The sequence below is a fragment of the Streptomyces sp. NPDC058664 genome (assembly GCF_042716635.1).
Lineage (GTDB): Bacteria > Actinomycetota > Actinomycetes > Streptomycetales > Streptomycetaceae > Streptomyces.
The window spans coordinates 60,586-71,968 of the sequence record NZ_JBHXRW010000042.1 but is presented as its reverse complement, the minus strand read 5'-3'; the positions used below and the strand labels follow the sequence as shown (position 1 = coordinate 71,968).

Annotated in this window: 13 protein-coding genes; 7 read left to right on the top strand and 6 right to left on the bottom strand. The window is 71.2% G+C overall.

Going from position 1 to position 11,383, the window contains the following annotated elements:
- Positions 1–566: 566 nt before the first annotated feature.
- From ACFWUY_RS28990 to ACFWUY_RS28975, 4 genes are all read left to right on the top strand, one after another.
- Positions 567–2,972 (top strand): Helicase associated domain protein, encoded by a 2,406-nt coding sequence (locus ACFWUY_RS28990; RefSeq protein ID WP_384115929.1) that lies wholly within the window; start codon positions 567–569, stop codon positions 2,970–2,972.
- Entirely contained in the window at positions 2,972–3,394 is a 423-nt protein-coding gene (locus tag ACFWUY_RS28985; RefSeq protein ID WP_384115926.1) for a hypothetical protein, read from the top strand. Before ACFWUY_RS28990 ends, ACFWUY_RS28985 begins: the two co-directional genes overlap by 1 nt.
- Positions 3,395–3,884: 490 nt before the next feature.
- Positions 3,885–4,784, top strand: a complete 900-nt coding sequence (locus ACFWUY_RS28980) for a replication initiation protein (protein WP_384115924.1) — start codon at positions 3,885–3,887, stop codon at positions 4,782–4,784.
- Entirely contained in the window at positions 4,781–5,092 is a 312-nt protein-coding gene (locus tag ACFWUY_RS28975; RefSeq protein WP_384115921.1) for a DUF6115 domain-containing protein, read from the top strand. The genes ACFWUY_RS28980 and ACFWUY_RS28975 overlap by 4 nt, the downstream gene beginning before the upstream one ends.
- Positions 5,093–5,105: 13 nt before the next feature.
- Here ACFWUY_RS28975 and ACFWUY_RS28970 read toward each other — a convergent pair whose 3' ends face one another.
- The 6 genes from ACFWUY_RS28970 to ACFWUY_RS28945 form a co-directional block, all read right to left on the bottom strand.
- Positions 5,106–5,726: a hypothetical protein gene (locus ACFWUY_RS28970; protein WP_384115918.1), complete on the bottom strand. Its 621-nt coding sequence runs from the start codon at positions 5,724–5,726 to the stop codon at positions 5,106–5,108.
- 122 nt (positions 5,727–5,848) lie between these two features.
- Entirely contained in the window at positions 5,849–6,340 is a 492-nt protein-coding gene (locus ACFWUY_RS28965; RefSeq protein ID WP_384115915.1) for a GNAT family N-acetyltransferase, read from the bottom strand.
- Positions 6,334–7,221, bottom strand: coding sequence for a protein kinase (locus ACFWUY_RS28960; RefSeq protein WP_384115912.1), 888 nt, complete (start codon positions 7,219–7,221; stop codon positions 6,334–6,336). Before ACFWUY_RS28960 ends, ACFWUY_RS28965 begins: the two co-directional genes overlap by 7 nt.
- Positions 7,137–7,835 carry a DUF6875 domain-containing protein gene (locus ACFWUY_RS28955; RefSeq protein ID WP_384115910.1) on the bottom strand — a complete coding sequence of 233 codons (699 nt, stop codon included), beginning with the start codon at positions 7,833–7,835 and terminating at the stop codon, positions 7,137–7,139. The genes ACFWUY_RS28960 and ACFWUY_RS28955 overlap by 85 nt, the downstream gene beginning before the upstream one ends.
- Positions 7,832–8,233, bottom strand: coding sequence for a hypothetical protein (locus ACFWUY_RS28950; protein WP_384115907.1), 402 nt, complete (start codon positions 8,231–8,233; stop codon positions 7,832–7,834). The genes ACFWUY_RS28955 and ACFWUY_RS28950 overlap by 4 nt, the downstream gene beginning before the upstream one ends.
- 115 nt (positions 8,234–8,348) lie before the next feature.
- Positions 8,349–8,747 (bottom strand): DUF6415 family natural product biosynthesis protein, encoded by a 399-nt coding sequence (locus ACFWUY_RS28945; protein ID WP_384115904.1) that lies wholly within the window; start codon positions 8,745–8,747, stop codon positions 8,349–8,351.
- A 178-nt stretch (positions 8,748–8,925) separates the two neighbouring features.
- Here ACFWUY_RS28945 and ACFWUY_RS28940 point away from each other — a divergent pair, with 178 nt between their 5' ends.
- The 3 genes from ACFWUY_RS28940 (at position 8,926) to ACFWUY_RS28930 (ending at position 11,313) form a co-directional block, all read left to right on the top strand.
- Positions 8,926–9,984, top strand: a complete 1,059-nt coding sequence (locus ACFWUY_RS28940) for a helix-turn-helix domain-containing protein (protein ID WP_384115901.1) — start codon at positions 8,926–8,928, stop codon at positions 9,982–9,984.
- Between the two features lie 15 nt (positions 9,985–9,999).
- On the top strand, positions 10,000–10,572 hold the full coding sequence (locus ACFWUY_RS28935; RefSeq protein ID WP_384115898.1) for an HD family hydrolase: 573 nt from the start codon (positions 10,000–10,002) through the stop codon (positions 10,570–10,572).
- Between the two features lie 168 nt (positions 10,573–10,740).
- Entirely contained in the window at positions 10,741–11,313 is a 573-nt protein-coding gene (locus ACFWUY_RS28930) for a hypothetical protein (RefSeq protein WP_384115895.1), read from the top strand.
- Positions 11,314–11,383: the final 70 nt, after the last annotated feature.

Here is an 11,383-nt window from a genome sequence, read left to right as displayed (position 1 = left end):
GAGCGGGGTATGCCCCGGCAAGCCGGGTCATAGTGAATGAATTGCGCAAGCGCAATTCGAATTCCGGCGCAAGCGCCGGAATGGAATTCCGTAAACGGAATTCCGGAGGGGAATGCAATTCGCGCAAGCGCTCATTGCGGGCACCCGCGCAAGCGCGGTCGCCTGGGCTGGCAGCAGGGGGAGGTGTATCACGCGCGGCCCTGTGTAGGGCTTGGGGTTCCTGGCCACCACCCCCGCAACGGATGTGACGGCCTGTCGGCTCGATCGGGTGCCGGCCTCACCGCAGTGAAGGGTTCCGCTGCGCTCCACCCTGGCCACTCCCCCACCCTCGAACCCGCCCGGTCAAGCTCACCAATACCCCATCAGCATACAGGACAACCGGCCGCTTCGGGGTAAGATTCGGCCATGTATCACCCTGGGGGTGAAAGTTGGCGCGCGGGTGATGCATCACGGGTCGTGCCTGTGTAGTGTTTGGGACCAGACACCACAACCCCGGGCCACACCATCGCGCCGGGACCTTCCATTCTGATTACGCGCGACATTCCGCGAAAAGGAGAACACGGGAAATGGCCGTGAAGTTGCGTGACCACCAGATCGAGGCAGTTGCCGCCATCGTGCGGGGCTTCGATATCCCGCCGGGCGGTATCCCCGTGAATGGCCTTCGCGGGCAGGTGCACGCCGCGTGTGGCACGGGAAAGACCATCATTGCGGCGACGTCGGCGAAGCGCATTGTGCCCAAGGGCCGCATTCTCGTCCTGGTGCCGACGCTGGACCTTCTGACCCAGACGGTGCAGGCGTGGCGCGGCGCTGGGCACACGGGGCCGGCGGTTGCGGTGTGCAGCCTCACCGACGACCCGGAGCTGTGGAACCTCAAGGTGCGCTCCACCACGAATCCCGTGCAGCTGGCTCTGTGGCACAGCTCGGGGCCGGTCACCATCTTCGGAACGTACGCCAGCCTCGGTGTTCTGGCGGAGGCTTTCGAGGGCGCCTACGGGCAGCAGCTGGCCCCGATGGACCTCACGGTGGTCGATGAGGCCCACCGGACGTCGGGCTCGATGGGTAAGGCGTGGGCCGACGTCCACAACCAAGGCGTCATCCCGTCGCACCGCCGGCTGTACCTGACGGCCACGCCGCGGATCTGGGAGGAGCGGCTGAACCGCGAGGTCGCGGAGGGGGTGCGTGACCCGCTGCCGCGTGAGATGGCGGCCTCCATGGACGACGAGAGGGTCTTCGGGCCGGTCCTCTACAAGCTCTCGTTGGCGTCGGCCGTGTCGCGAAAGTTGCTGGCGCGGTACCAGATCATCGTCCTGGAGCTCCAGGACCCGGTCGTCACCCCGGAGCGGCTGATGGGCGAGGAGCGGCACAGCGAGAAGGTCCGTGGTGAGCGCCTCGGGGCGCTCCAGGCCGCGCTGCTGCACACGATGGAGCAGCACGACCTGTCGACGTGCATCACCTTCCACCACCGGACGATAGAGGCGCAGGCGTACGCGGAGGGCCTGGAGCGCGTGGCGGCGAAGCTGCACGCTGACCAGCCCGAGAAGTACCCCGCCCGGATCTGGGCGGACTGGCTGTGTGGTGAGCATGTGCCCGAGCGCCGGCGGGGCGTCCTGGGCGGCTTCGGGTCCACCGCGCAGCGGGCAGTGCTCTCGAACTGCCGGGTCCTGGGCGAGGGCGTGGACATCCGGGCGGTGGACTCGGTGGCCCTTCTGGACCCCAAGGGCGCTCCGCACGACATCGTCCAGGCAATTGGCCGGGCGCTCCGTCAGAAGCCCGGACAGGGCAAGGTGGCCTCTTTGATCGTGCCGGTATTTCTCCAGCCTGGAGAAAAGCCGGAAGACATGTTCACCTCCGGATCGTATCGGCCTTTGGTGAAGGTGTTGGAGGGTCTGCGGGCTCACGACGAAGAGGCAATCGAATTGCTCGCGATTCCGCAGGAGCCTCAGAAGGACGTCGCGCAGCCGTCCGAGTACATCGGTCCGCCGCCCGAGGAAGGCGAGGACGAATCCCGTCTGCTGCTCCGTTTTGCCGCTCCCCGTGACCCTGTGATGGTCGCGGACTGGATTTCCTTCAACGTGATCGACACGGAGCGCCAGGACTGGGGGCGCGGCTGGGCGTCGCTCAAGAAGTTCGCGGATCGTGAGCTTCACGCCCGGGTCCCGTACGGGCACAAGGAGGGCGCGTACCCCCTTGGGCAGTGGGTCGCGGAGCAGCGACGGGCGTACGGGGCGGGGCAGATGACCGGCCTGCGCGCCCAGCGGCTGGAGAAGCTCGGCATGGTCTGGTCGCTGGCCGACGAGCGGTTCCAGGAGAACCTGGAGGCCGCCAAGGCGTACTACGACCAGCACTGGACGCTGTGCGCGCCCCGGTCCGCGACGGCGCTGGACCGGCCGGTGGGGCAGTGGCTGTCCAACCTCCGGCGCCCCGGTGCCCTGGAGGGCCACCCCGAGTGGGAGACGGCGCTCAAGGAGATCGACGAGGACTGGAACCCGAAGTGGCCGGCGGAGTGGCAGCGGCACTACGCCGCGCTGCGCGAGCTGGTGGCCGACGAGGAAGGCCAGGCCGACGTCCTGCCCGGCTTCACGGTCCACGGCATGGACATCGGGAAGTGGCTGGCCAGGCAGCGCACGCCGGAGGTGTGGGAGTCCCTGCACGACGGGCAGCGCGAGCGCCTGGAGCAGCTCGGCATCACGCCGTTCGCCCCGGCCCCGGAGCCGGAGGCGTCCGCGAAGCCGTCCACGACGCCGCTGGGCGCCTTCGAGAAGGGCGTGGCGGCCCTGGCGCAGTACAAGGCCCGGGAAGGCTCTGTGAAGGTCCCCAGGGCCCACGTAGAGCGGCTGGAGGACGGGACGGAGGTGAAGCTCGGGGTGTTCCTGTCGAACAGCAAGAGCCGCCGGGCCAAGCTGACCGTCGACAAGCTCGCCGCGCTGGCCGGCCTCGGGCTGGAGTGGGCGGCCACGGAAGGAGCGGCGTGATGAGCGCAGCGGAGGAACAGCGGGTGCAGGACGCCGTGCGGCGGCACGCCCGCACCAGGGCCTTCGCGGAGGCGGAGGACGTCATCTCGGCCGTGCTGTCCGACCCCGGGGTGCAGGAAGCTCGGGACCGGGTGGAGGCGGCGGAGACGGAGCTCGGCATGGAGCTGTCGGCCCGTCTCCAGCTGTTCCAGGACCGCTACGACCAGGCCGTGGCGGAGGGCGATGCGGACGGGTCGGCGGTCTGCGGGGCCGCGGCGGCGGGGGCGGCCCTCGCCGGGCTCTGCGGGGGCAAGCACGGCCGTTGGGGGCGGATCTGCGTCCTGCCCGACGGGCACGAGACCTCGATGGAGGAACCGCACTGGGGCCGCACCAGCGAGGGCCGGCCGATCGCGTGGGTAGGCAGCGCACCTGACGACTGGTGAGCGGCGGTGAGACCGGCGACAGGACCCCGGGGCGCACCAGCGGCCCGGGGTCCTTCGCTGTCCGGGGCCAGGAGCGCCGCTCCCAGGCTCTACACGCACTGGGGTGCGATGCCGGGGCTTCTGGGCCGCGAGCATCGCACTGGTGTGCGTGTAGGCCCTGGGATCTTCGGGGTGCTCCCCCGGCGAACTACGGGGGCTGGTCGGGGAGTCGGGGGTAGGTCATGGTGCCCGGCGGGAGCTGAACCATCTGACTTGGCCTTCGTGGCGTACTTTGAAGACTTCCAGCGGGAACGAGCGCCGCGTGGGCGGGAACCATCTGACTTGGCTTGGTGACGGACCTTGAAGATGCGGCCATCGTGGAGTCCGTCCGTAACGGCTACCGGGTGCAGCAGGCTGAGATGCCCCAACCATCTGACTTGGTTCGTGACGGACTTTGAAGTTCGCGGCGTGTCCGGCTCTCTCGGGTCCGCCGGATCGGGATGATCAGCGCATGAACGTCGAGTTGCCCGGAGTGCAGTGGGATGAGTTGTGGCTGCCGTTGCGGCCGTACGCGACGAACTGGCTGCAGGAGGGGATCCGGCGTGAGCGGCGGCCGGTGGCGATGACGCGTCGGTACGTGGAGGCGAACCCGTCGGCGATGAGCAATCTCCTCGTCGTGGATGTGGACCACTCGGATGCGGTGCTGCGGGCGGTGTCGTCGGTGGGGTCGCATCCGCTGCCCAACGCGGTCGTGGAGAACCCGGTGAATGGTCACGCTCATGCGGTGTGGGCCCTGGCGGAGGCGGTGACGCGGACCGAGTACGCCCGGCGCAAGCCACTGGCCTACGCCGCCGCCGTCACCGAGGGCCTGCGCCGCGCGCTGGACGGCGATGCGGCGTACTCGGGGCTGATGACGAAGAATCCGCTGCACGCGGACTGGAGCACCGAATGGCTCCACGGCGGACTCCACACGCTCGGCGGCCTGGAGGAGGCGCTGAGCGGCCACATGCCGCCCACGCGCTGGCGGGAGACCAAGCGGTTCCGCACCAACATCACAGGGCTGGGGCGCAACTGCTCGATCTTCGAGACGGCCCGGACCTGGGCGTACCGCGAGGTACGCCACCACTTCGGCAGCCCCGACACCCTCCACACCGCCATCCACACGGAAGTGCACACCCGGAACGCCGAGTTCACGGAGCCGCTGCCGACATCTGAGGCCCGTGCGATCGCCAACAGCATCCACCGGTGGATCACGACGCGCTCCAGGATGTGGAAGGACGGTGCGGCGGTCTACGAGGCCACCTTCGTCGCCATCCAGTCCGCCCGTGGCAAGAAGAGCGGTCAGGCGCGCACCGCAGGCCGGGACGAGCGCACCGAAGCCATGCTCGAGTACATGAGGGGGAAGCCGTGACGCAGGAGCCCAGGCGTGAACGTCGCACCGCGACCGCCCGTGAGCTCGCGGACCGGTTCGGAGTGTCCGAGCGGACGGTGCAGCGCATGATCGCCGAGGAACGCACGGCGTACGAGGGCCGATCCCGGCAACGACGGGACCAGATCGTCGAACTGCACCGGCAGGGACTGAAGGGCTACGAGATCGCGCGCGAGCTGAACGTTTCCGCCGGCCTGGTGTCCGTCCGGCTCAAGGAAGCCCGCTCAGCCGGTGTCGACCTCACCCGCTACGCCGCTGCCGGTGAAACCCAGGAGCAGGGCCGGGCGTAGCGGGCCGGCCGGGTCAACCCTCGGTGCGCTCCTTCTGGATCTTCTGCATCTTGCGGGCCGTGTCGATCTGCGCGCGGATCATCGTGTCGAGCAGGGCTTCCGGGTCGCCGTCGGGGCCGGCGCTCGCGGCCAGCAGCGAGGCGATTTGGCTGGCGAGGACAGTGACCACGTCGGCCGTCCCCACCGGGCCGCGGACCTCGATCAGTTTGCGCACGGCGTCGTCGATGCGGTCCATGGCCTCCTCGCCCTGGAGGAGCAACCCGAGCCGGTCGGCGAGGAACATGCGGACGACCGCCACACCGTCGGCCAGGGCGGTGTCCACGTTGAAGTCGGCGCGGGCCTTCTCCGATTCCTTGAGCACGGCCGGGATGGTGTACGTCCGCTGCTCCGGGATGATGCCCTCCTTTCGCCACTTCGCGTACGGGATGGGGCCGACGGCGTCACGGCGTGCACGGTGTTCGCTGGTCGGGCGGCCCCCCACGGTGCGGCAGGCCCGCCCTGCGGCTGTCTTGCAGGTCGGGCATTCGAGGCGGCGCATCCAAGAGCGCACGAGATCCATCTCGGCGTCGGAGCGGAGGTGCCGTCGCCACTCGCCGCCCCACGGGATGCTCTGCGGTCCGCTCTCCACGTCCATTGGCCCCCCTGGGTCCTGGTGGTGTGTGCCGTCTTGCGTGCCGTGAAGCTGACCGTACCGGCGGTGACGCCCCTCAGCGGCCGATCGGGGGAATGCCGTCCAGGCCCTGCGCCTGCACTGGCTCAGATGCCGTCGGTCTCCAGCGCGTACAGCTCGTAGGGGACGGTTCCGGTCTCGGTGTCCCGGTCGGCCGTGCCGACGCGAGTGAACCCGGCTTTGACCAGGACGCGGCCGGAGGCGGGGTTGTCAGGGTGGTGCATGGCCTCCAGCCGGTTGAGGCCGGCGGCGGTGAAGGCGACGGAGACGACCTGGTGGGCGGCGTGGGTGGCGTAGCCGTTGCCCCAGCTGTCTTCCCGGAGGATGTAGCTGAGGGTGCCCATGACCGGGGTGCGTCGGCGCAGGGAGATCAGGCCGATCAGGTCGTCCTCGTGGAGGATGCCCCAGCTCCACTGTGCGCGCGGGGTTTCGGCGGCTCGGGCGAGGGCCGCGCGGATCTTCTCGTGGGCCTGGTCCAGGGTGAGGGGCTTGCCGGTGGTGTGCCGGATCGAGGCGCCGCTGTAGATGCGGGTGAGGGCGGGGGCGTCGTCCACGGCCAGGGGGCGCAGGGTCACCATGCGGCGGTCAGCTCCTTCGCGGTGGGCCGGGCGGCGGGGTCGGGGGCCAGGCACGCGGTGATGGCGTCCTCGAACTCGGGGAAGGGCCACGGCCGGACGTCGCGCAGCGTGGTGGTGGTGCCCCGGGCGATGGCGGCCAGTTTCTCCAGCCGGTCGTGGTCGTCGTCGTAGGCGACGGGGCGCTGTCCGGTCCAGCACCAGAACAGGGAGGCGCCCAGGCTCCAGATGTCGGCGGAGGGCTGTGCCTGGATGTGGGTGTCGGAGGGGGTGTCGAGGATCTGTGCGGCGAGCTCGGGGGCGGTGGTGTGGGTGAGCGCGCCCCGGTAGGGGACGCGGCGGTGGCCGTCGTCGGGGCCGCAGGCGAGGGCGTAGTCGATGACGGCGGCGCGGCCGTCGTTCGTGACGAGGGTGTTGGTCGGCTGGACGTCGGCGTGGGCCCACCCGGCGGCGTGCATGAGGGCGAGGTGCTCCGTCCAGGTGCGGGCGATGCCCGCGAGCCAGGGTCGGACCGAGGCGCGGTCTCCTTCCGGGCCGCGGGCGAGGGCGAGGGCCCGCCACAGGGGCGCACCGTCGATCCAGTTGACGGCCAGCCACCGGCCGCCGTCCCACGTCCCGGCGCCCATCCGGTAGTCGGGGCTGACGGCGCCGGCGGCGGTGAGGCGAAGGAGGTGGTCGTCCTCCTGGGCCATCTCGGCGGCCTTGTCGCGGGCGTTGTCGCCGTCGGGGCTGTTGGCCTTCAGCGCGACGGCGCCCTTGGGGCCCTGGACCTTCCAGGCCCGGGAGCCGCGCCGGTCGCTCAGGACGTGGATGGCGGTGGGCTCGCCGGTCTGGCCGGTGAGGAGGGCGACGGCTTCGCCGGGGGGAGCAGGTGTCGGGCCCATGTGCGGATCTCCGTCCACTCGGTGGGGATGTGCTCGAACACGTCGCGGCCGTCGTCGTCGGCCGCGGCGAGCGCGGCGGCCAGGTCGGGGGTCGCGCTCAGGAAGCGTGGGTCGCGGCGACGGACGGCGGCCCTCACGGGGAGGAACGAGGCGGGGGCGGCCGGGATCCGGTGGCCGGCCGCGGTGACTTCCTCTACTCCCGCGTAGAACTTGCCGAACATCACCCCGACCGGGCCGTAGAGGTTCTTCAGTACCCAGTGCGGCCAGGCGAGCAGGTCACGGTGCCGGGTGTGGGGCACGTCGCCCAGCAGGACGATGTTCTCGCACCGCAGCAGGCCGTGCGGCCGGTTCAGCAAAGGGCGCAGCCACTCCGCGGCCTGGGCGCCCGCGTGGAAGAGCTCGGCCTGGACGGCTTCGGCGTCGCCGTCGGCGCGGTAGACCGTCCAGGACGTCAGACCCCGCTGGAGGGAAGGGGCGAGGTAGGGGCAGTGGGCGGTCATCTGCCGCGTGTAGCCGCTGATGTCCACGGACCTGGGCCGGGTGGTGCTGGCTTCAACGAGGCGCAGCGCCCCGGCGGTGGGCCGGGGCGCTGCGCTGGTGTGGCTGGTGGTCACCGGCGGGCGGTCTCCGGCTGGTCCGGGGCGACGTCGCCGTCGCCCCCGGCGGGGCCGCAGTCCCACTCCGCGACCACGGTGCCGGTCTCCCGGTAGCGGGCGACGGCGTCCTGGTCGACGGTGCCGTCGGCGTCGGTGAACCAGATCTCCGGCAGCGGCCCGTACGCCTCCTCGTAGGCGGTGACCCAGGCGATCAGGCTGTGGCCGTTGTTCGCGACGTGACGGATCGGCTGGCCGGCGGTCTCCAGGCACAGGGCCTCGTAGCCGGGGGTGCCGAGCAGGTCGTGCCAGGCCACGTCGACGGCCGGGGAGAACATCTCGGGTGCGGACTGGCCGGTCTTGAAGCGCTGCCCGGTGATGGTCAGGAACCGGCGCAGCTCGGTGGTTGCGGTGCTCACGGTGGTGCCCCTCTCGGTGTCGAGTGGTGCTCACCCGGCCCGGGTCAGGCCGGGGGTGTGGTGCCGTGCACCGCGCACCCGGAGGGATCTGGTCCCGGCCGGGTGCGCGGGGGTCTCAGGGGGCCGTGACGGCCTGGGGTGCGACGCTCGCGAGACGGTCCAGGCGCTCGTACAGAGCGCGTACGAGCCGGGCGCGGCCCTGGGCGCAGCGGACGGTGCCCTCCGCCGGGACGGACAGGCGCCGCTCGGCTTCCTCGAGGACGACGTCGGCCAGGGCGCGGGCGGCGTGGTCTTCGGGCAGCAGGTCCGCGGCGCGACGGACGTCGGCGGCGACGGTCCGGGCGGCGCCGGCGAGCAGCAGGGCGATCTGCTGGAGGTCTCCTGGCGGCAGGCCGGGATTGCCGGTCCACCCGAGCACGGCTTTGACCAGAGCCTTGTGGAGCTCCCGGTCGAGGGGAAGCTCCGCGTCGAGGCGCCCCTCGGGGTCGTGGAGGACCAGGTGTGTGCTGCTCATCGGGGCCTCGCCGGGTCGTGGATCGCGGGTGGCACGGTCTCGTTCGTCGGACATCGACCGCATCCCGACCGTACGAGTGGACCCGATGCGGTAGGACTGACCGTGAGTACGGGTTTCGGCGCGCAGGGCGACCGGGGAGCAGGCCGGTATGGGCAGGCCCAGGCGAACATCAGCAGGCGTGGTGAGCGGGTTCGTGCTGCGCCTGGTCCGCGAGTCGATCCCGTGCACGCAGACCACCCTGGCGGAGGCCCTGGGCGTGGATGTGGAGACGCTCCAGGGCTGGGAATCGGGGCGGCGTCCGCTGGCGAACATGCGGGCCGGGGCGCTGCTGGAGCTCCGCAGGCGGCTTCCTGCGCTCGGAGGCGACGTGGCGCTGGTGCCGTGGCTGGACGCGGCGATGGACGCGGACCGGATCATCGCCGCCGGACTGGAAGCTGAGGCCGGCGGGGCCCACCCGCTCGCCGGGTGGGTGCACACCCGCGACACCGCGCACATGCTGGCCTGGGCGTTGAACGGAACCGTCCCGCCTGCGCTCGCCGGACGGTTACCCCGGCCCCGGCGCGGGCCGGTCGCCGCCGCGCCGCAGCTGGCGGCCGCGGACCGGGCGGTGTTCTTCGACCACCTGCGGGGCACGACCGAGGCGGCGGCCCGGCTGGGCGAGGGCGGGGTGCTGCTGCACCGCCAGGCGCTCTACCTCGCCTCGTACGACCGGGGGCCCGACGCGGCCGCGTGGACCGCGCACACCCTTCACCGGCGCCGTGACGTCCTGGCACGGCGGGGCTGGTCCCCGCACTGGGCGGAGGCCCGCTCCACCGCGACCGCGCTCGCCCGGCTGGGAGATCCGCAGCCGCTGCTGGACTTCATCGACCGCGCCCTGGCCGACGACGACACGGCGGAGGCCGCGAACCTGAACTACTGGGCGCTGTGGCTCGGGGCGCTGCCCGTGCCGCAGCCCAACGACGCGTTCATGCAGAACCGGGACCTGACCGGCTGGGATCCGGTGACCCTGCTGCGGGGACTTGCCCGCGGCCTGCACCTCGCGCCCGGCTACGTCGACCTGTACGCGCACTCGCTGTGGGCGCTGCTGACTGCCTTCCCCTGGCTGCCACAGGCCGCCGGGACGCTCGCGGGGCCGCTGCGCGAGCAGGCCGGCCAACTCCTGGACGGGGCGGCGCTGTCGGCGAGATCGCGGCGCGAACTCGCCCACGTCCACTACGTTTTCGATCACAACCGCTGATATCCGGAGGACCGTATGGCCGACGACACCACCAGGGGCACCGCGAGCTTCATCTCCGAGATGGGCGTACTCAAGCGCGTCGCACGGACCGGCTGGTGGTTCACCGGCAACAAGGCCCCCGAATCCGTGGCGGAGCACTCCTTCCGCGTCGGAGTGATCGGCTCGGTGCTCGCCATGATGGAGGGCGTCGACCCGGCCCGGGTCGCCCTGATGTGCCTGTTCCACGACAGCCAGGAGACCCGGATCGGGGACATCCCGCACATCGGCCGCAAGTACATCCGGGCCGCCCCGAACCAGGAGGTGACCGCCGACCAGGTCGCCAACGCCCACCCCGCCGTGCGCACCGGTGTGCAGAGCGCGGTCGACGAGTACGAGGCCGGCGAGACCCCGGAGGCCATCGTCGCCCGCGACGCCGACAAGCTCGAATGCCTGGTCCAGGCAGTCGAATACCGGGAGCAGGGCTACAGCCTCACCCAGAACTGGATCGACACCAGCCTCGCCTCGCTCAAGACGCCGTCCGCGAAGGCCCTGGCCGATGCCGCGCTGAGCATGGACTCGCTTCAGTGGCAGAAGAACTTCCTGCCCTGACCGGTACGCCCCCGGCGCTGCCGGGGGCCTCTTGCCGTTGGGCCCGGATGTGGCGTGAGGCGGTCCTGTGACGCCGTTCGCGCGGATCCTGACGCTGCGCTGCTGCGTCTGGGTGAGCGAGAGGCCACGACGGCAGATTCCGGGCGCGCGGCCCTCTAGCGTGCGGTCATGGAACACACCCCGATGCCCGAGCCGCTGCGGCGGGCGATCCACCAGCTGGTCTCCGAGGGCGTGCAGAACTGTCAGGAGGTGCTGCGGTACACCGAGCCCGACCAGGCGCACACCTGGAAGCGGATGACGCTGTACCGGGCCACGGACGCAGCGGACACGATGAACATGGTGGCCATGCTGATCGCCGCGTACTGCCGGCGCACGGGCATGGGCCGGGAGTCCCTGGAGTCGTATCTGCAGCTGGAACAGCAGCATGACCGGTCCAAGGGGCCGGAAGACGGGGAGTGGGCGCACCTGGCGGGCCTGCTAGGCGAAGACGCTCCCGCCAGCGCGAGCGACCCGGGGACCTGGGCCAGCATGCAGTTCCGTACCGGGCAGAGGCACGCCAAGAACGCGCAGGAGGTGGAGGGCGACCCGCAGAGGCTGTTCACCGAGGCCGTTCTGCACGGCTTGAAGGCCCGGCTGTGCGACGACGTCGCCTCCCTGGACAGCTACCTGCCGCCGCAGGTGGCGCAGTTGGCCCGCAAGGTGGCCGAAGCTCTCGAAGTGCCGGAGCTGGCCGCGACGTAACGCCGGGGGCGCGCGGTCGTTGGACCGCGTGAACCCAACCGGGCCCCGGGGATGTCATGGCTGATTCCCC